The 18767-nt window shown below is 66.8% G+C and carries 17 protein-coding genes; 12 read left to right on the plus strand and 5 right to left on the minus strand.

Annotated elements, in window-relative coordinates; translation table 11 throughout:
* Nucleotides 1-25 precede the first annotated feature (25 nt).
* Complete coding sequence (locus NA12_RS06215) at nt 26-958, plus strand: MBL fold metallo-hydrolase (RefSeq protein WP_067446912.1); 933 nt, start codon at nt 26-28, stop codon at nt 956-958.
* Here the strand turns inward: NA12_RS06215 and NA12_RS06220 are convergent.
* Both NA12_RS06220 and NA12_RS06225 read right to left on the minus strand, forming a co-directional pair.
* On the minus strand, nt 955-1227 hold the full coding sequence (locus NA12_RS06220) for a hypothetical protein (protein ID WP_067446914.1): 273 nt from the start codon (nt 1225-1227) through the stop codon (nt 955-957). The two genes, NA12_RS06215 and NA12_RS06220, sit on opposite strands and share 4 nt — an antisense overlap.
* Nucleotides 1228-1299: 72 nt before the next feature.
* Nucleotides 1300-1671: a hypothetical protein gene (locus NA12_RS06225; protein ID WP_067446916.1), complete on the minus strand. Its 372-nt coding sequence runs from the start codon at nt 1669-1671 to the stop codon at nt 1300-1302.
* A gap of 63 nt (nt 1672-1734) precedes the next feature.
* On the opposite strand from NA12_RS06225, the gene NA12_RS06230 reads away from it, so the two are divergent.
* The 6 genes from NA12_RS06230 (at nt 1735) to NA12_RS06255 (ending at nt 10258) form a co-directional block, all read left to right on the plus strand.
* Nucleotides 1735-2349 (plus strand): TetR/AcrR family transcriptional regulator, encoded by a 615-nt coding sequence (locus NA12_RS06230; RefSeq protein ID WP_067446918.1) that lies wholly within the window; start codon nt 1735-1737, stop codon nt 2347-2349.
* Between the two features lie 206 nt (nt 2350-2555).
* Nucleotides 2556-3800 (plus strand): esterase/lipase family protein, encoded by a 1245-nt coding sequence (locus tag NA12_RS06235; RefSeq protein WP_067446920.1) that lies wholly within the window; start codon nt 2556-2558, stop codon nt 3798-3800.
* A gap of 145 nt (nt 3801-3945) precedes the next feature.
* Nucleotides 3946-5289, plus strand: a complete 1344-nt coding sequence (locus NA12_RS06240) for an FAD-dependent oxidoreductase (RefSeq protein WP_067446921.1) — start codon at nt 3946-3948, stop codon at nt 5287-5289.
* Nucleotides 5290-5302: 13 nt separating this feature from the next.
* Nucleotides 5303-7348 carry an ATP-binding protein gene (locus NA12_RS06245; protein WP_067446923.1) on the plus strand — a complete coding sequence of 682 codons (2046 nt, stop codon included), beginning with the start codon at nt 5303-5305 and terminating at the stop codon, nt 7346-7348.
* A 400-nt stretch (nt 7349-7748) separates the two neighbouring features.
* Entirely contained in the window at nt 7749-8840 is a 1092-nt protein-coding gene (locus tag NA12_RS06250) for a phosphotransferase family protein (protein WP_067446925.1), read from the plus strand.
* A gap of 197 nt (nt 8841-9037) precedes the next feature.
* The gene (locus tag NA12_RS06255) at nt 9038-10258 is read left to right on the plus strand and encodes an amidohydrolase family protein (protein WP_067446927.1); all 1221 of its coding nucleotides are present in this window, start codon (nt 9038-9040) and stop codon (nt 10256-10258) included.
* 93 nt (nt 10259-10351) lie between these two features.
* Here NA12_RS06255 and NA12_RS06260 read toward each other — a convergent pair whose 3' ends face one another.
* Nucleotides 10352-10744, minus strand: a complete 393-nt coding sequence (locus NA12_RS06260; RefSeq protein ID WP_067446929.1) for a pyridoxamine 5'-phosphate oxidase family protein — start codon at nt 10742-10744, stop codon at nt 10352-10354.
* Nucleotides 10745-10934: 190 nt separating this feature from the next.
* The gene (locus tag NA12_RS06265) at nt 10935-11849 is read right to left on the minus strand and encodes a TIGR03619 family F420-dependent LLM class oxidoreductase (protein WP_067447599.1); all 915 of its coding nucleotides are present in this window, start codon (nt 11847-11849) and stop codon (nt 10935-10937) included.
* Nucleotides 11850-12023: 174 nt separating this feature from the next.
* Here NA12_RS06265 and NA12_RS06270 point away from each other — a divergent pair, with 174 nt between their 5' ends.
* The 5 genes from NA12_RS06270 (at nt 12024) to NA12_RS06290 (ending at nt 17348) form a co-directional block, all read left to right on the plus strand.
* Nucleotides 12024-13283: a CaiB/BaiF CoA transferase family protein gene (locus tag NA12_RS06270; protein ID WP_255284065.1), complete on the plus strand. Its 1260-nt coding sequence runs from the start codon at nt 12024-12026 to the stop codon at nt 13281-13283.
* 4 nt (nt 13284-13287) lie between these two features.
* Nucleotides 13288-14091, plus strand: coding sequence for an enoyl-CoA hydratase/isomerase family protein (locus NA12_RS06275; protein ID WP_067446931.1), 804 nt, complete (start codon nt 13288-13290; stop codon nt 14089-14091).
* Entirely contained in the window at nt 14088-14801 is a 714-nt protein-coding gene (locus tag NA12_RS06280) for a TetR/AcrR family transcriptional regulator (RefSeq protein ID WP_067446933.1), read from the plus strand. Before NA12_RS06275 ends, NA12_RS06280 begins: the two co-directional genes overlap by 4 nt.
* A gap of 218 nt (nt 14802-15019) precedes the next feature.
* Nucleotides 15020-15940, plus strand: coding sequence for an alpha/beta hydrolase (locus tag NA12_RS06285; RefSeq protein WP_067446935.1), 921 nt, complete (start codon nt 15020-15022; stop codon nt 15938-15940).
* A gap of 178 nt (nt 15941-16118) precedes the next feature.
* Nucleotides 16119-17348 (plus strand): CoA transferase, encoded by a 1230-nt coding sequence (locus tag NA12_RS06290; RefSeq protein ID WP_067446937.1) that lies wholly within the window; start codon nt 16119-16121, stop codon nt 17346-17348.
* Nucleotides 17349-17497: 149 nt separating this feature from the next.
* Here the strand turns inward: NA12_RS06290 and NA12_RS06295 are convergent, their stop codons facing one another.
* Nucleotides 17498-18745, minus strand: a complete 1248-nt coding sequence (locus tag NA12_RS06295) for an ABC transporter substrate-binding protein (protein WP_067446939.1) — start codon at nt 18743-18745, stop codon at nt 17498-17500.
* Nucleotides 18746-18767: the final 22 nt, after the last annotated feature.

Raw genomic sequence — 18767 nt, forward strand, 5'->3', positions numbered from 1 at the left:
CGACATCAAGTATTACCGTGCCGTCATGTCTGATCCAGTACCCACCCCCGGCCTGCTCGAATGCTGCTCTGCGGCGGTCGGAACGGTGCGCGGTGCGGTGCGACCGCGCCCCGCCGACGAGCGGTTGCTGCGTTCGCTCACCGACGCGGGACTGCCCACCGCTCGACGCATCGTCACCGTGACCCCGTTGGCTCAGGTATCCCGATCGGTGCCGACGATGGCAGTCGTGGAAGGGCGTTTCGCACCCCGCCGGATCGCCAACTCGTTGAGCTCGTTCGTGATCCGGCACCCCGAAGCCACCTTCGTCGTCGATCCGGGCTATTGCGTCGACGCCGATCGCCGCGCCATCGCGCAGCTGCCGAGAATATTGCGGATGGCCGTGCGTCCGCCGTCGGACACCATCCCGACGATCACCGCGCTGCGCGCCGAATCCTCGCTGCCCGCACTCGATTTCGCCCTGCCGACCCACGCGCACTGGGATCATGTGTGCGGCTTGCTCGACCTGCCGGGCCTGCCGCTACACCTACACAGTGTCGAGCACCGCTGGATCGCCACCGGCGCGGTCGCTCCCGTCGGCGGGGTGCGCGACGCGCTGACCGACCGTCGTCTCGTCGAATACGACCTCGACGGACCACCCGTCCTCACCTTCGGTCGCAGCCACGACCTGTTCGGCGACGGCAGCGTGGTCCTGGTCGACCTCGCCGGCCACACCCCCGGCAGCATCGGCATCCTCGCCCACACCGGAAGCGGTTGGGTCCTGTTGGCCGGCGACGCCGCCTGGCATTCGCTCCAGATCGACGAACTTCGTCAAAAGTCCAGCTTCCCCGGCAATTTCGCCGACGACGACCGCGCCCTCACCTTCGAAACCCTGCACCGGCTGCACCTGGCTCGCCACACCGTCACGATCGTCCCGACCCACGACTACGACGCGACGCGACGACTCGCGGCGCGCGTCTAGGTCCGGACGAGGTCGTAGACATAGGAACGGTCACCCTTTCGGCTCACCCACACACCTTCGGGCGGGAGATCTCCCGGGCCCGCATCGTCGAACGGGCGGCTCGACACCGTGCCGTTCGCGTCGCACACCACCCAGCCGAAATCCGGCAGCCGACGACACCAGAGATCGAGGTCGACCCGCCGATAGGACGGGTACCCCGGCGCTGTCGTCTCGCGAACGAACTCGTAGGTCAACCCGTCCACCCGCCGCACGAACCGCACACCTGACATCACAGCATCCTGACCGAGATTCGCGGCCCCGTCGATCGCATTTCATGGACCGGCGGGTCCGCACGACGCCGATCACACCGCGACGCGGGCCCGACGCCGGCCCAGCAGCACGCACACCACCGCCGCGATCGCGAAGAGTGGATGCAGGTAGCGATCCCGCATGTCCACCGGAACGGCGGCCACCAGGGTGTTCCCGTCGAATGCCTCCGACACCGTCGCCAGTAGATAGATCGCCCCCACCGTCAGCGCGACCCGGTCGGTCCAGTGCGGACAGGCCACACCGAATACCAACAGCGCCACCATGATCAGCTGCCACACCGAACGCCAGCCGGTGCCGGGCACCGCGAAATCCGCGCCCATCACCAGTGTGGACGTGGCGCGCACGCCGAGCACCAGCGCCAGAGCCGCGCAGTACCACCACGCCGCGGACCGACCAGACACCATGAATCTCTCCTCACCGACCGTTACTGCCACGGTGGCATTAACAGCTCCGACTATAGTGCCACCATGGCAGTAACCGCCACGGGAAGTTCCGAATCACAGCCACGACGCCGTCGCACACCGGAAGCGGCCCGGCAGGAAATACTGTCCGCCGCGGCCGATCTGCTCACCCGTCGACCGATCGAGGAACTCACCGTCGCCACCCTGATGGCGCATACGACGCTCTCGCGCAAGTCGTTCTACGTCTACTTCCACGATCGGGTCGAATTGCTCGAAGCACTGGTGCGACCCCTGCGCGTAGAAGCCGACACCACCCTGGAGCAGTGGTCCCACGCCGACGACCCGGTAGCGGCCGGACTCGCCGCCCTCACCGCCGCCGCGCACACCTACCGACGCCACGGCCCCGTCCTGCGCGCCATCTTCTACTCGAGCAGTACCGAACCCGACCTCGTGGCGCTGCGCGCGGCGCTCGTCGATCCGGTGGTCGCGGTCGCCAACCGCGTCGTGCGACACCTCGCCCCCGACCTACCCGACCCCACCGGGACAGCCTCGGCGCTGGTCACGATGAACGTGCATGTCCTGCTCGGCCTCCGACCCGATACGAGCGAGGCCGACGTGGACGCCACCATCGACACACTCTCGACGATCTGGCGGCGGACACTACGCGTCGAACACCGATAGCCGACCCCGTCAACCAACGGAATCGACACGATCGCACTACCCGACCGGAACACGCACGTAGACAGGCAGTTCGAGCAAATGCATCACGCTCGGAAAATATAGCTTTAGGCTATCACTCGGCTCGGGATTGCCTATCGACAGCGGCGCCCAGCCGTGTTTTCACGCGATGAATCCATCCGTCCATCGACGAGTCGAGGAGCAGGTACATGCCTGTTGTCAACGTTTGGGGTTCGATCAGTCCTACCACCCGTACCGCACATCCCGAACCGCCGGAGCCCCACGACGAGTGGTCGCTCGCCGGAGGTACCGCGTGGGTCTACTACAGCCCGCTCAACCGCCGACAGCTCGTCCGACCGGTTATCCTCGCGGACGGATTCTCCACCGGCGCAAGCGATCTCGCGGAATTGTGGGCCGGTCTCGAAGAGAACGGCGACTACCGTTTCATCAGCGAGCTGCACGCGACCGGTCGTGACGTGATCATCCTGGGCTACCACAACCGCGCGGCATCGATCCTCGACAACGCCGACACCGCCATCGAGTGCATCCGCCGGACCCTGTCCGAGCGGGTCGGTCGCGCGAAGCTCGCGGTGGGCGGCTTCAGCATGGGCGGGCTGGTCACCCGCTACGCGCTGGCCAAGATGGAGAACGACCCGTCGCTGCCCGATGCGGAGACGAGCACCTACTTCTCCTATGACACCCCGCATCGCGGTGCGTGGCTGCCGATCTCGGTGCAGGCGTTCGCGCACTTCACCAAGGACAACTGGGGCTCGAACATGCCCATCTTCGGCCAGTTCTCCGACCTGATCAACAGCGCCGCCGCACGTCAGATGGCTCGCTGGCACATCAGCAAGATCAGCGAAACTCCCGAGCAGGATGCCGAACGCACCGCATTCCTGCGCAAGCTCGACGAGGTCGGTGGCTGGCCGCGCGGCGTCCGCAAGGTCGGCGTCGCCAACGGCGTCGACAACGGCCGAGGCAACGGCATCGAACCCGGTGTCGTCGCCGCTGTCGGACGCGGCCAGGCGCTGCCCGAAGCCACGCTGTTCACCCAGGCACGAGGCGAGCAGATCGTAGCGACCCTGGACAGCGCCGACCAGCCCGCCGTCCACATTCGCACCGCCGGACTGCCCGACCTCGACGGTGCCCCCGGCGGCCTGTTCCCCGAAAGCACCGTGCTGCCGGGCAATCCGGGCAACTTCGGCATGGCCTCCATGCTCATGTTCGCGCTGGGCTGCGAAACCGAACTGCCCGTGAACACTTCGTGTTTCATCCCCACCATCAGCGCCGTCGCCGCGAAGGAGATCGACGACCGCACAGCCCTCTACAGCCCGATCCGCCCCGATGACAGCGAACTCGACGCCTTCCTCTGCGCGAGCACCAATCAGGGCCACACCGCGATGACCGAGGAACTGGGCGCCTGGATCGTCAACGAGATCCTCTCCACCGACTAGTACCGGGTAGCCCTGGACCGCTGCGGCCGTACCGACACGACATGTCGGTACGGCCGTGCGCTCGATCGAACAACGAATCGGACTGGTAACCGAACAATCATCTGCCGCAAGCTCGCACCATCGCCAAGACTTCAGGAGGTTCGCGATGGTTCGCAGAGGTGAACACGCGGTGGTGCTCGGCGCGAGCATGGCAGGTCTGCTCGCCGCCCGAGTGTTGTCCGATTCCTACGACCGGGTCACCGTGGTGGAGCGAGACCGCCTCGACGCCGGACCCGGCCCGCGCCGCGGCGTGCCGCAGGGCAAACACATTCACGCGTTGCTGCCCAGCGGTTCCGAGGCGTTGGAGAGCCTGTTCCCCGGACTGCTCGACGAACTCGTCGCCGCGGGAACCAAGGTGGTCGAGGACTACACCGATTTCTACTTCTCCATCGCGGGCAATCGCCTCTCGGCCGCCGTACAGCCGCGAGTGCCGACCTACCTGCCGACGAGGCCGCATCTGGAAGGCCATGTCCGAGAACGTGTTCGATCGCTACCGTCGGTGCGGATCGTCGACGGCCACGACGTGGTCGGGCTGATCCCGGCGGAGATCGGCGACCGGATCACCGGTGTCCGGGTCATCTCGCGCGCGCCGGGCAGCGCGGCCGAGGTCCTTGCTTGCGACCTCGTCGTGGACGCGACGGGCCGCAGCTCCCGGACACCGGCCTGGCTGACCGGCCTCGGCTACGAAACACCGCCCGAGGAAGCGGTTTCGGTCCACATCGGCTACTCGAGCCTGTCGCTGCGGCCTGCCCCCGGCACGGAGCCGGAGACACTGGTGCTGATCGGACCCGCTCCGGATCGGCCGATCGGCATGGCGTTGCTCGCCACCGAGGACGACACCTGGCTGTTCACCGCCACCGGCTATCGCGACCATCATCCGGGCACGACCTTCGACGAACTCGTCGAGTTCGTCACGCCGTTCGCCCCACCCCACGTCCTCGACGCGCTGCGCCGCGCGGAGCCGTTGTCGAGTGCGGTGACGTACCGCTACGACGCCAATCGCCGTCGGCGCTACGACCTGGTCGGTCGATTCCCGCGGGGACTGATCGTGATGGGCGACGCGATGTGTGGATTCAATCCCATCTACGCACAGGGAATGTCGGTCGCCGCGTTGCAGGCCGTGGCGCTGCGCGAGTGTCTGCGCACCGCGGGCGAGGACCTGGAGCGTCGCTTCTTCCGTGCCGCCGCGCAACCGGTGGGCGTGGCGTGGGGTCTGGCCGTCGGCGCGGACCTGACTCAGCCACTGGTGCTGGGGCGGCGAACGGCCCGCATTCGACTTGTCAACGGTTACGTCCGTCGGCTGCTCGAAGTCGGCAGACACGACCCGATAGTGGCCGCTCGGTTCCTGCGGGTTTCGGCCCTGCTGGATCATCCGAGCCGACTGCTGATGCCGACTACCATCGCGCGGGTGATGCTCGGCACGCGCCGAACACGAGGGATCGACGACTGATGGACCACTGGCGATGACCGACTCCAGCACAACCGTGGCCGCACGGCTGCGTTCAGCACGACGGCGGCGATTCGTGGGACGCGCCGCCGAAGTCGAGCTGTTCCTGTCGGCGCTCGCGGCGACAGAACTGCCCTTCGCGGTGCTGTATCTCTACGGCCCCGGCGGGGTCGGCAAGACCACGCTGCTGGCCGAACTCGTCGAGTTGGCCGAGGCCGCGGGTGCGAGCACCGCCCGGGTGGACGGTCGTGCCGTCGAATCATCGCCCGCGGCGTTCGAAACCGCCCTCGCGCAACTGTCGCCGACGACGCAGCGGTCGGTAGTCTTCATCGATACGTTCGAACACCTTGCCCCGCTGGATGACTGGCTGCGGCAGACCTTCCTCCCAACAATGACCACCGATGTCCTGGTAGTGATCGCTTCCCGTCTGCCACCCACGAGCCAATGGTCGGACGACCCGGGCTGGCGGGATCTGCTGCGTGTGGTCTCCCTGCGCAACCTCGCGCCCGAAGACGCCAGGGCCTACCTCAGAATCGCCGAAGTGCCGGTCGACCGACACGACCGGCTGCTGACCCTCACCCATGGCCATCCGCTGGCATTGTCGCTGCTGGTCGACGTCATGGCCCAGACCGCGGGCGCCCTGCCGACCAGTCTGGTCGATACCCCCGACACGGTGCGCGCGCTGCTCGCCCGTTTCGTCGATTCCGTACCGAGCAAGCGCCACCGTGCCGCACTGGAGGTGTGCGCGCACGTCAGGTTCACCACCGAAGCCCTGCTGCGGGCAGCGCTCGACGAACCGGACTGCGCTGAGATATTCGAGTGGTTGCGCGGTCTCGCGATCATCGAACCGGGCCCACTCGGGCTCGCGCCGCACGAGCTCGCCCGCGACGTCCTCGACGTGGACCTGCGCTGGCGCGACCCCGAGTCCTACCTCGTGGTGCATCGCCGGGTTCGAGGGCACCTGCTCGAGGTCCTCGACGTCGCGGCGCGGCACGGGCGGCGATCGGTCGCCGACCTCGTGTTCCTGCATCGCCACAACCCGACCATCTCGGCCTACTGGGACTGGTCGACATTCGGCCGGGCGTTCCCCGACCAGTACCGTCCGCAACATCGGGAGGCCGTGCTGGCGATGACGAAACGACACCAGGGCCCCGAGCAGGCGGAGCTGGTCGAGTTCTGGCTGACTCGACAGCCCGAACAGTTCGTCATGGTCTTGGGCTCCGGCCGCACACCGATCGGCTACTTCGCCCGCTTGGCGCTGCACCTGGCCACCGAGGACGATCTGTCGACCGATCCGGGCGCACGCGCGATGTGGGACTACGCGACCAGATACGGCACACCACGGCCCGGCGAGCCGGTGTACGCGGGCCGCTTCCTCGTCGACGCCGAGCACCACCAACAGCCGTCCTCCACCATCAATGTGGTCACCGCGTGCTCGACCCATTTCTGGTTGTCCCAGCCCGATCTGACATGGGATTTCATCGGCGCCTTCGAGGACTCCGATGCGTGGGAGCCGTTCATGAGCCACATCGACTTCCATCGCGCCCGTGACGCGGACTACGAGGTGGGTGGCCGGCGGTACGCGGTGTACGCGCACGATTGGCGGCGAGTGGGGATCGCGCAGTGGCTGGATCTGACCAGTGATCGTGTCGTCGGTGCGCTGGTCGCGCGACCTGAGGCTCCCGCGCCCGAACTGGTCCTGTCCCAGCCCGAATTCGCCGACGCTGTCCGGTCGGGCTTGCGTGGACTCGTCCGCGGCGGCGTTCTCGAGCAGAATCCGTTGCTGCGATCGAAAGTCGTGTGCGGCGCGACCGGTCCGGCGACCGGCTCCGCGCTGCGTGAGCTGCTCGTCGCCATGATCGAGTCGGTGCGAGAAGACAACCGGGGCGAGAAGCTCTACCGCGTCCTCGACCGCACCTTCCTCCATCCGGCGCCGACCCAGGAACGGGCCGCTGAGCTACTCGGTCTGCCGTTCTCGACCTACCGACGCCAACTCACCCAGGGCATCGAGCGAGTGATCGCGAAGATGTGGCAGGTCGAGCTCTACGGACCGGCCGAATAGCTCCCGCCGGGCACGCTCCGAGGCCTCGAAGCGGCTCGGACTTCACGGCATCGCAGTCGCCCGGTCGCGACGACGCCGCGAACGTCCGGCCGAGCATGAACCGGGTCGCGCCGCGCACTACTGTTTCCAGAACCGATAACACTACCGTTGCGCTATTGATAACCTCTGCGAGAGGCTTTCCGAACCTCACCGCGCTCGACGAACGCCGGACCTCCGCGGAGCGGAACCGGCACGGGAGTGGCTGACACCCGCCGCCACCGGGGGGCGCCCCGGCAATGCGCCGACCGCCTCCGCGAGGAATTCGGCCACGGCGCCGACCGCCTGATCACGCATGGCGCGCCCGAAGATTCGCCCCCATCGTCGGCGCATACCGCGACACCGAGAAGAAGAGACCGCTGAGATGAGCACTACCCTACCGATTCCGCGCGGCGCCGCGGACGTCACCCACCACTGGCTGCAGGCCGCGCTGGGATCGAACGGCGTCACTGTCGTGGTCGAGGATGTGGAGGTCGCCCCGATCGGCACCGGCCAGACAGGTGCGACCTTCCGAATCACCCCTCGCTACGCGGACGCGGAGCACGACTTCCCCTCGACCTTCGTCATCAAATTACCCGCCGGCGATGACGGCGTGCGTGCCGGTGTCACGCTCGGCTATCTCAGCGAGGTCGCCTTCTATCGGAACGCCGCCGAGCAGACCAGCGTGCCGACGCCGCGCTGCTTCTACAGCGACATCACCGAGGACGGCGCGGAGTTCGCACTGCTGCTGTCCGACCTGTCCCCCGCGATTCCCGGCGACCAGGTCGCCGGCTGCGATACCGTGGCGGCACGTCAGGCCGTCACAGCGTTGGCCGGTCTGCACGGTCCGAGTTGGTGCGATCCGCGCTGGCTCGACCTCGCTGTCGCGATGCCCAAACCGGGCGACACAGCCGCAGCGGGCGGGCTCGGGGACGTGGCACGGATGGCCGCCGGCATCACCCTCGACAAGCTCGGCACGCGCATGGATCGTCGCGACCGTGACACCTTCCGCGACGCACTGAACCTGGTGACACCATGGCTGCGGGCCGAAGCCGACACAGGCCGCTTCGCCTTGCTGCACGGGGACTACCGGCTCGACAACCTCATGTTCGACAGCGCGACCGACCGCGTCAGCGTGGTCGACTGGCAAACACTCGGCATCGGGCTACCCGCGCGTGACCTCGCCTACTTCACCGCCACCAGCCTGGACCCCGACACCCGAGCGGCAGCCGAGCACGGGCTCGTAGACGCGTACCACCGGACACTGCTCGACTTCGGCGTCACCGGATACACACCCGAAACATGCTGGCAGGATTACAGATTCGGAATGGTCCAGGCTCCGTTGATCGTCGCGCTCGGTGCCGCCTTCGCGACGCCGACAGCGCGTGGCGAAGAGATCTTCCTGGTCATGTTGGAACGTAGCTGCCGGGCGATTCGGGAGCTGGGGACACTCGCCCTGATCGACGCCGCGGCCTGACGCTGGGACCGAGGTCTACGGACCGCCGGGAAGTGGGACTTGCGCCGGGTCGTACCGTAAGGGGTACAGTAAGTCAAACGTTTGCGCCGACGACGGTCTTCCCGGAGGTCTCGACGGCGGTGTCCGCGTCGGATGCCGATCGTTAGGTTTCGACGATGGCCGCCCCGACGAGACAACCGGTCACGAAAGGACACAGAATGACAAAACTGGACTACATGGCTGTCGACGTCGACAACCACTATTACGAACCGCTGGACGCGTTCACTCGCCATCTGCCCAAGGAATTCCGGCAGCGCGGCGTGCAGATGCTGAACGACGGCAAGCGCACGCAGGCGGTCATGGGCGGAAAGGTCAACCAATTCGTCCCCAACCCCACCTTCGACCCGATCATCGAGCCGGGTTGCCTCGACCTGCTGTTTCGCGGCGAGATTCCCGAAGGCGTGGACCCGGCCTCACTGATGAAGGTGGACAGACTCTCGGAGCACCCCGAGTACCAGAACCGCGACGCCCGCGTGACGGTCCTGGATCGGCAGAATCTGGAGACCGTGTTCATGCTCCCGACCTTCGCCTGCGGGGTCGAGGAGGCACTCAAGCACGATATTCCCGCGACGATGGCCTCGATCCACGCGTTCAACCTGTGGCTCGATGAGGACTGGGGATTCGACCGCCCCGACCACCGCATCATCTCGGCCCCGATCATCTCCCTCGCCGATCCGGCGGGGGCTGTCGAGGAGGTCGAGTTCGCGCTGAGCCGCGGTGCCAAGATGGTGCTCGTGCGCCCCGCGCCCGTCCCCGGGGTGAATCGTCCGCGTTCACTCGGCGACCCGCTTCACGATCCGGTCTGGGCGCGCTTGGCCGAAGCGGGCGTACCCGTCGGCTTCCACCTGTCCGACAGCGGATACCTCGCCATCAACGCACTGTGGGGCGGCAAGGCGACGTTCGAGGGATTCGGCAAGAAGGATCCACTCGATCAGATCCTGCTCGACGATCGCGCCATCCACGACACGATCGCCTCGATGATCGTGCACCAGGTGTTCACCCGCCACCCGAAGCTGCGCGTGGCCAGCATCGAGAACGGCTCGTATTTCGTCTACCGGTTGATCAAGCGCTTGAAGAAGGCCGCCAACACCGCTCCTTACCACTTCACCGAGGATCCGGTGGAGCAGCTGAAGAACAACGTCTGGATCGCGCCCTACTACGAGGACGACGTCAAGCTGCTGGCCGCGACGATCGGCGTGGACAAGGTCTTGTTCGGCTCCGATTGGCCACACGGCGAGGGACTCGCCGATCCGACGACCTTCACCGCCGATATTCCGCAGTTTCCGGAATTCTCGCATGAGGACACACGAAAAGTGATGCGTGACAATGCCCTCGAGCTGATCGGCTCGAATGTCGCACAGGAATCGGCAGGCCGATAGCCTGACCCGGATGTGGCTCCCCCGTCGACGACGGGGGAGCCACATTTGTCATTCGGGGTGAGGCACGATTCGGGTAGAACTATCGGCGAACAGTCACTTCACGGTGAACTTGGTTACGTCGAGAATCAGCACGACACGGTCGTCGACATCATCGGGCAGCACGGCCTCGACCTCACCGTACAACTCGCTCAGCTCACGATAGAAGGACCCCTTGTCGTCGCCGAGCACGGTGACCAGCCATCCCCGGGTCTCCAGTGATCGGGTCGGCACATCCGGGTCGGTGATGAGAAAGGAGTAATTCGGGTTCGCCTGCAAGCTGGTGAACTTGCGCCGTGGGATCGTATGGCTCATCCGCAGATGCGCGCCATCCCAGGCGAACCGCATCGGCGACAATTCGGGGGAACCCTGCGGGGTCACAGTTCCGAGAACACCGACGATCGGCCGCCGAAGCAGGTCTTCGTATTCCGCAGGCACTCTAGAGGTCATGAGAGTCTCCACCATCGATTCGCAGTGCGATACACGATTCCGCACCAGTGCGCTGCTCTTCGTCCCGGCGCGAATCCCGCATACCGTTATGGTTACAGTAATATTCACTGTATAGCATGACAGTGCTACTGACGACAGCGCTCGTCGACATCCGGTGTCGCCCACTCCGCCCCTCCGGGCGCAGCGCAGGTCACTGTCCGGCGATGACCGTTTCCCCGAATCTCTTCACGAACTGCGTAGCGGCGGCCGGGCTCGAGCCGTCGACGTGCACGACAGCCCACGTGGCGCCACGCCGCTCGAGGTCGTCCAGGTAGACCGAGGCCGCCCGGACGGTATCGGCGTCACCGAAGTCCAGGTGCGGGCACACGACCTGAATGTCGACCGCGTCGACATCTCGGCCCGCTGCCGACAGACCACGGCGCAGGTCGGCCACGGCGGCACCGAACGCCTCGGCGCTCTCGATCGCGGTCGTTCGCATGGCAGCGGCCATACCGGCATCGGCGATGATGGGCATCCACCCGTTGCCGTGCTGGACGACGCGACGCCGGGCCGCCGTTCCGTTGCCGCCGATCCACAGCGGCGGGTGCGGGCGCTGCGTCGGCGACTGCAGCCACAGCGGCCCCGGTGCGCCGAAACCCTGCCCCGCGATAGGTGTTTCAGGCTCGGTCCAGATACGCCGGAGCGCGCCGAGTGCTTCGTCGAGGAGTTCGCCGCGCCGGTCGTGATCGACCCCGACAGCGGCGAACTCGGCACGCAGGTAGCCGGCCCCGACACCGGCGATCAGCCGACCACCCGAGACGATGTCCAGACTTCCCAGCGCCTTCGCGGCGAGGTAGGGGTTACGAAACGGCAGGACATACAGATTGGTGAGCAATCGGATGCGCGTGGTGAACCCGGCCATGTAGCTCAGCGCCGCGATCGGGTCGAGGGTGTTGTGACCGCCGTTGCGTCGCCACTTCACCGACGGCGCCGGGTGTTCGCTGAGCGCCACCGCGGTGAAGCCGGACTCCTCGGCCTGGCTCACCACGTCACGGATGACCGCGGGCTCCAAGAAGTCATCGGGTGCCGTCGGCAGCTCGGCGGGATACTCGAGAACGTACTTCATCGCGCGAATTCCTCTGTCCAGATCACCGCGCACTTTCGTATGCACGACAGCGTGCCAGTCGCCGACGAACCACACCCAGTGCAACAGTGGCCAAATCGGTCTTTACTACTGTATAGCTTACAGTAATATGGTGCGCCAGCGTGGCGCGCGCGGTGACGAGTGATGAGGTGAGCTGTGCACATCCCTGTTCAGGAAGAGTCGGGAGGTCCGCTGGCCGGGATCACGGTCGTCACCCTCGAACAAGCGGTGTCGGCACCGATGTGCACCCGTACGCTGGCTGATCTGGGTGCCCGGGTGATCAAGATCGAGAACCCCGACGGCGGCGACTTCGCCCGGCATTACGACGATGTGGTCCACGGCCTCGCCGCGCATTTCGTCTGGGCCAACCGGGGCAAGGAGTCGATCACGCTCGACCTCAAGCATCCGGACGGGCTAACGGTCTTGCACCGGCTGCTCGAGACCGCGGATGCCTTCGTCGCCAATCTGGCACCGGGGGCGACCGCGGCACTGGGTATCTCACCGGCCCACCTCGCGCAGCGACACCCCGACCTGATCGTGATGGAGATCGACGGATACGGTGCGGGCGGACCGCTGTCACACAAGCGCGCCTACGACCTGTTGATCCAGGCCGAATCCGGAGTCTGCGCTGTCACCGGCTCGCCGGGGGCCCCGGCCAAGCCGGGCCCGCCCATCGCGGATGTGAGCTCGGGCCTGTATGCCGCGCTGACGATCCTGGCGATGATCTGCGGAAAACGAGCACCCGGCGGTACCGCCGGGCTCACCCAGGCCTCGGTGAGCCTGTTCGACACCGCCGCCGAACTGATGGGCTACCAGCTCACCTACACCCGCCATACCGGTGTCGATCAGCAACCGCTCGGGATGAGCTCCCCCGCGGTCGCACCGTACGGGGCCTACCGGACCTCAGACGGCGAGACCGTGGTTCTCGGCACCACCAACGACCGTGAATGGCAACGGCTCGCCCGGGAACTGCTCGACCGGCCCGACCTCGCCGACGACCCCCGCTACGCGGGCAACCTCGACCGGGTCCGACTGCGCGCCGAGCTGGACACCGAGATCGCCCGGTGGTGCGCCCGTCACGACGCGGCCACCGTCCAAACGCGGGCAGACGCCGCGGGCATCGGGAATTCGCGTTTCCGGACGCCGAGCGAGGTCGTCGCGCACCCGCATCTCGCCGATCGCGACCGATGGCAGGAGATCGATACTCCGTCGGGTTCGGTGACCGCCCTGTTGCCGCCGCCGATCATCGCGGGTTTCGCGCCGCCGATGGGGGCAGTACCCGGCCTCGGCGAGCACACCGAAACAGTCTTGGCAGCAGCCGGATTCGCACCTTCCGACATCGCGGAGCTCCGCGATCGCGGTGCGATCGGCACTACTACTCCCGCCCCGTCCTCGGTGACGGCGACGAAAGGATGACCCAGTGACAGACGAGCCAGTGCTGCTCATCGGTAACACCGGTGGCGTGCGCACGCTGACCCTCAACCGCCCGCACCGCAAGAACGCGATCAGCACGCCGTTGTGGCACGCGCTGCGGGCGGCACTGCTCGACATCGCGAGCGACCCGACGGTGCGTGCCGTTGTCCTCACCGGCGCGGGCGAATCATTCTCGGCGGGAGCCGATATCGCCGCCACCGAGGGAATGGACGAATTCCCTGATCCGGCTGAAGAATTGCACACCATCAACGAGACCGTGCGACTGTTGCACGAGCTGCCGGTGCCGACGGTGGCGAAGGTGCGCGGTGTCGCGGTCGGCGCGGGGTGGAACCTCGCGTTGGCGTGCGATCTCGTTGTCTCGACCCCGCAGACGCGGTTCTGCCAGATCTTCGCCCGGCGCGCGCTGTCGGTGGACACCGGCGGGTCATGGTTGCTTCCCCGCCTCGTCGGCTTGCAACAGGCCAAGCGCCTGGCCCTGCTGACCGAGATGATCAGCGGTGAGCAGGCCGAGGAACTCGGACTTGTCACGTGGCTGCGGCCCGTCGAGACGATCGATGAGTTCGTCGACGAAACAGCGGCCACGCTGGCGGCGGGTCCGCCCCTGGCGTTGCGGCAGACCAAGAATCTGCTCAATGCCGGATCCGATCGAACACTGTCCGAGGCTTTGGACGCGGAAGCGCAGGCCGCGGGCGTCAACCTCACAGGGGCGGACGTGCTCGAGGCCTTCGCCGCCTACGCCGAGAAGCGTGCACCGGTGTACGCCGTGCTCGACCAGCAAGTCGCGCCATGACCGGTCGCAAACTCGGGCAGCCACGTCGGCGACGCGAACGCGGTTCGCTCAATCCGTCCGACATCATCGACGGCGCGTTCGAACTCGCCGAGCAGGTGTCGGTCGAGGGGCTCAGCATGCCGCTCCTCGGCAAGCACCTCGATGTCGGCGTCACGAGCATCTACTGGTATTTCCGCAAGAAGGACGACCTGCTCAACGCCATGACCGATCGCGCACTGCGCCAGTTCATCTACGCCGTGCCCTACCCCTCCGTCGACGCGCAGGACTGGCGGGAGTCGCTGTCGCGCCACGCGCGCACCATGCGCCGCGCCTTCCTGAGCAATCCGATCCTGTGCGATCTCGTGCTGATCCGTTCGGCGCTGAGTCAGCACGCCGCGAGGTTGGGCGCCGAGCAGGTGGAGCGCACGGTCGCCAACCTGGTCCAGTCCGGGCTCTCGGTCGACGAGGCCTTCACCGTCTACTCGGCGGTCAACCTCCATGTCCAGGGCTCGGTGGTCCTGCAACGACTCCACGACAGGAACCAGGAGCTCGGCAGCGACGCGACCGCCTACTACGACGTCATCCACGTCGATGCCGAGACGACCCCGTTGCTGGCGGCCGCGATGGCCAAGGGCAGGCGGACCGGAGCTCCGGACGACCAGAATTTCGAGTGGGGGCTGGCGTGCATCCTGGATCAGGCGAAGCGAGCGATCGAGGGAAACAACCACTGAGGCAGCCGAAAGATCCAGCGCTGACATCCGCGATCACCGACGCCCTCGGTGCCGCGGGTGCCATCCTGGCCGACAGAGTCCGTGCCGATCTCCCACACAGCCCGCGACCGGTGTTCGGCTTCTATGATTTCGATGCCCTCGGCCATGCCTTGGCGGCGGGCGGTACGGGTGTGTTCTTCGCGCCGTTCGACTACGACGAAATGGTGGCCTGAGCGTCCGTGGACGAACCTACCGACTTTCATCCCGACCTGCGTTTCGCCCGATACCTGCCACGCAGGGTCGTCGGATCGCGGTCGGTGGGTCTCATCCGGCAGCTGACAGCTCGAAGCGGCAGACGACCACCGTCCGCGGGCACGCTGGAACGGGTCGACGAGAATGTCACGGTCCGGCTGTTCCGCCCCGACAACGCACGACCGAAAGCGCCGGCGGTGCTGTTCGTTCACGGCGGCGGGTACCTCATCGGCAATGCCGCGATGGGCGACGGATTCTGTCGGCGGGTCGCCGACGACCTCGGCGCGGTCGCCGCCTCGGTCGAGTACCGGCTGGCACCTGAAAACCCCTTCCCCCTCCCCCTCGAGGATTGTTACGCGGCGCTACGCTGGCTGGCGGCTCGCCCCGAGGTGGACCCTCGACGAATCGCCCTCGTCGGTGAGAGCGCGGGCGGCGGGTTGGTCGCCGCCCTGGCCCACCTCTGCGCGTGGAGCGCGGAGGTCAGCCCCGTTCTCCAGGTGCTGTCCTATCCGATGCTCGACGACCGGACCACCGCCCGTGGCTATTCCGATCCCGGCCGATTGCGCATGTGGAACGAACACAGCAACCGGCTCGGCTGGCGTTCCTATCTCGGCCGTGCCGACGCCGATACCCTGTCGCCACTCGCGGCCCCGGCTCGCTGCGACGACCTGTCCGGGCTCGCGCCGGCCTGGATCGGGGTGGGGACCAACGACCTGTTCTACGCCGAAGACCTCGCCTATGCCGAACGTCTGCGCCACGCGGGCATTCGGTGCACTCTGCGGGTGGTGCCCGGCGCCTACCACGGCTTCGACCTGGTCGAGCGGCGGACGCCGGTCGCGCGCGCTTTTCTGCGAGCCCGGCTGGATGCCCTCGACGACGCCCTCAACGGCGGAGCGGACTCCGCGTAGGCCGGTGAATCCCGCTCCGCTTCCCCCGGCGGACGATGCTTGATACCTTGTTCGGTACCGTCATACAGTAATACATACCGTATGAAATACAGTATAGAGCGGAACTGGGAGTGCGAGATTCCATGAGCGAGGCCTTCGTCACCGATGTACCACCCGCGCGGCCCGCGAGCGCGCCCCGATGAACGAGACGGCACGATCGGCGGCACAGCCGTTGGCCGGGATTCGGGTGGTGGAGATCTCCAGTTTCGTCGCCGCGCCGCTGGCGGGAATGACATTGAGCCAACTCGGTGCCGACGTGATCCGGGTCGATCCCCTCGGCGGGGCGGCCGACTATCGTCGATGGCCGCTCACCGACGACGGCACGAGCATCTATTGGACCGGTCTCAACAAGGGCAAGCGCTCCGTCGCGGCAGACCTGCGCGGCGACGCCGGACAGCAACTGATCTCGAACCTGATCACCGACAGTGGACCGGGTGGTGGCATCTTGCTCACCAACACGGTGGGCCGGGAGTGGCTCGATTACGACACTCTCGCCGCGCGGCGGCCCGATCTGATCCGCCTCGAGATCCTCGGGCGCGCGGACGGTTCGACCGCCGTGGACTACACGGTCAACGCCGCCATCGGCTTCCCGCTGGTCACCGGCCCGGCCGAACACGCGGGGCCGATCAATCAGGTTCTGCCCGCCTGGGATCTACTCTGCGGTCTGTACGCCGCGCTGGCGATCACCGGGGCCGTGCGGCACCGCGAGGCGACCGGAGAAGGCAGCCGGATCACGTTGCCGCTCGAGGATGTCGCACTGGCGACGGCGGGAAACCTCGGTTTCCTCACCGAGGCGATGCTGTCCCCGACGCCTCGGCCGCGCCTCGGCAACGCTATCTACGGCCAGTACGGTCAGCATTTCAGTGCGGCCGACGGCGCCACGTTCATGATCGTCGCCCTCACGTCCCGCCACTTTCACGCGCTCACCGAACTCACCGGAACTCGCGCCGCCGTCGACGCGCTGGCCACGGCCCTCGACGCCGACTTCACCGACGAGGGCGCCCGCTACCACCATCGTGATGTCCTCACCGGCCTGTTCACGCCGTGGTTCCGGGACCGCACCGGTGTCGAGATCACCGCCGCGCTCGAACAGACCTCGATTCTGTGGGAGCGCTACCGGACCTTTCACGAGGTCGTGGCCGACCCACGGGTCACCGCCAATCCCCTGTTCGCGCCGTTGCCGCAACCCGGCATCGGCACCTACCTCGCCCCCAGCGCACCCGCGTCGGTCGACGGCGCCCACGCTTCGCCGCAAGCGGCCCCGCGACTGGGCGAACACACCGAAGAGGTCCTGCGCGAGCAGCTCCACCTGTCGTCGACCGACCTCGCGCAGTTGCGCGAGGCGGCCGTCATCGCGACCGGAGATTGAGCTCGCGGCCGGAACCGCGCAGTTTCCCCGAACCGCGCAGTTGCTCTGCCCGCGAGGCGAACTCGACGTTGTCCATCTTGTTCGCCTCGCGGTCTCGGACGGAGCCCAGGCGACTGGGTCCGCAGCCGTCGACGCGGCGGATACTCGGCCTAACGACCAGGTGTCGCGAACACCGCGGCGGTATCGATGGTCTTCACATCGACCACCGAGCCGTCTTCCTCCGCTTTACCGAGCAGGGCATTGCCGCTGCAGATGTTCGGACCGAAGGAGATCGGTTTGGTTCCGCATTGGAACGTCGAGGCGGGGGTGAGCGGGAGCGGTTCGGGTTTCGCCATCGAACCGAGTCGGGCCGCGACCGTCGCACGAGTGACCTCGCCCGTCATCCCCTCCAACGCGGACCGGAGCCCCAGAATCGCCATATAGGGCGCGGCGGCCGTGTCCGGCATCTTGGCACCTGATCCGTCGACCACCGCTTCGAAGAGCTTCGTCTCTTTCGAGGCAGGGTCGACGACACTGTTGGCGACGACGAGCAGATCCTGGTAGCCGCCGGGGATCTGCGACGCGATGTCGGAATCGCCGACACATTGGTTGACCGTCATCACCGGCTGGGTCGCGTTCAGCGTCCGCATGGCCTTGATCGCCGCCGCGCAGAACGAGACATCGCCGAGCAGGTGGAACATATCCGGCTTCTTCTCGAGTGCGGCCTGGATCTGCGGCGTCATATCGGCGGTGCCGAGTGGGATCGCGACCACGTCGGCCTGCGCACCGGCGTTTCCGAACGCGAGGGGGCCGAGCTTGGTGAGCGGCTCCACCGCGACGGGCGAATCGACGGTCAGGACCGCGATCTTCTTGTAGCCCTTCTGTTTCGCATACGCCGCCGGTACGCCGATGAGCCCGTTCAGCGGGTTGCCCATCACGTAGGTGTTCGGCAGCACCATCGCTTGCCCGCCGCCGGCGAGTGCGAAATAGGGCATGGCGGAGGGCGAGGTGATCGTGGCGATGGTGTCGGAATTGCCGTAGTCACCGGTGACCACGGCGACAGCGTCGGACTGCACGAACTTGTTCGCGCAGTTTCGAGCCAGGCTCACCTGGATCTCGTCCTCACAGGTGATGAGCTCGATCGGCCGACCGTTGATCCCACCGAGATGGGTATTGACGTAGGCGACGGTCGCTTTCGCCACTTCGAGTTCCTCGGTGTGGACAGGCGCCCGGGGCCCGGTGGTGACGAACCCGAGCTTGATCGGCGCACCGGTTGCCTTGTTCTCCGGACCGAGCACCGATTTGTCGATGGGAGCCGATGAACCGCTGTCGCCACTCGAACAGCCGGAGGCCAGCAACGCTACCGCGAGCGCGGCACACGGCAGGGCAGCCCACCGCTTCCGAAGGGAAAAGGACATGCTTATCTCCTGGGTGTTGAAT

Source organism: Nocardia alba NBRC 108234 (genome assembly GCF_001612665.1).
Classification (GTDB): Bacteria; Actinomycetota; Actinomycetes; order Mycobacteriales; family Mycobacteriaceae; genus Nocardia; species Nocardia alba.

Excerpts from the sequence above, each read along its gene's own strand:
- NA12_RS06215 (WP_067446912.1), top strand. The coding sequence starts at position 26 with ATGTCTGATCCAGTACCCACCCCCGGCCTGCTCGAATGCTGCTCTGCG.
- NA12_RS06220 (WP_067446914.1), bottom strand. The coding sequence starts at position 1,227 with ATGTCAGGTGTGCGGTTCGTGCGGCGGGTGGACGGGTTGACCTACGAG.
- NA12_RS06225 (WP_067446916.1), bottom strand. The coding sequence starts at position 1,671 with ATGGTGTCTGGTCGGTCCGCGGCGTGGTGGTACTGCGCGGCTCTGGCG.
- NA12_RS06230 (WP_067446918.1), top strand. The coding sequence starts at position 1,735 with ATGGCAGTAACCGCCACGGGAAGTTCCGAATCACAGCCACGACGCCGT.
- NA12_RS06235 (WP_067446920.1), top strand. The coding sequence starts at position 2,556 with ATGCCTGTTGTCAACGTTTGGGGTTCGATCAGTCCTACCACCCGTACC.
- NA12_RS06240 (WP_067446921.1), top strand. The coding sequence starts at position 3,946 with ATGGTTCGCAGAGGTGAACACGCGGTGGTGCTCGGCGCGAGCATGGCA.
- NA12_RS06245 (WP_067446923.1), top strand. The coding sequence starts at position 5,303 with ATGACCGACTCCAGCACAACCGTGGCCGCACGGCTGCGTTCAGCACGA.
- NA12_RS06250 (WP_067446925.1), top strand. The coding sequence starts at position 7,749 with ATGAGCACTACCCTACCGATTCCGCGCGGCGCCGCGGACGTCACCCAC.
- NA12_RS06255 (WP_067446927.1), top strand. The coding sequence starts at position 9,038 with ATGACAAAACTGGACTACATGGCTGTCGACGTCGACAACCACTATTAC.
- NA12_RS06260 (WP_067446929.1), bottom strand. The coding sequence starts at position 10,744 with ATGACCTCTAGAGTGCCTGCGGAATACGAAGACCTGCTTCGGCGGCCG.
- NA12_RS06265 (WP_067447599.1), bottom strand. The coding sequence starts at position 11,849 with ATGAAGTACGTTCTCGAGTATCCCGCCGAGCTGCCGACGGCACCCGAT.
- NA12_RS06280 (WP_067446933.1), top strand. The coding sequence starts at position 14,088 with ATGACCGGTCGCAAACTCGGGCAGCCACGTCGGCGACGCGAACGCGGT.
- NA12_RS06290 (WP_067446937.1), top strand. The coding sequence starts at position 16,119 with ATGAACGAGACGGCACGATCGGCGGCACAGCCGTTGGCCGGGATTCGG.
- NA12_RS06295 (WP_067446939.1), bottom strand. The coding sequence starts at position 18,745 with ATGTCCTTTTCCCTTCGGAAGCGGTGGGCTGCCCTGCCGTGTGCCGCG.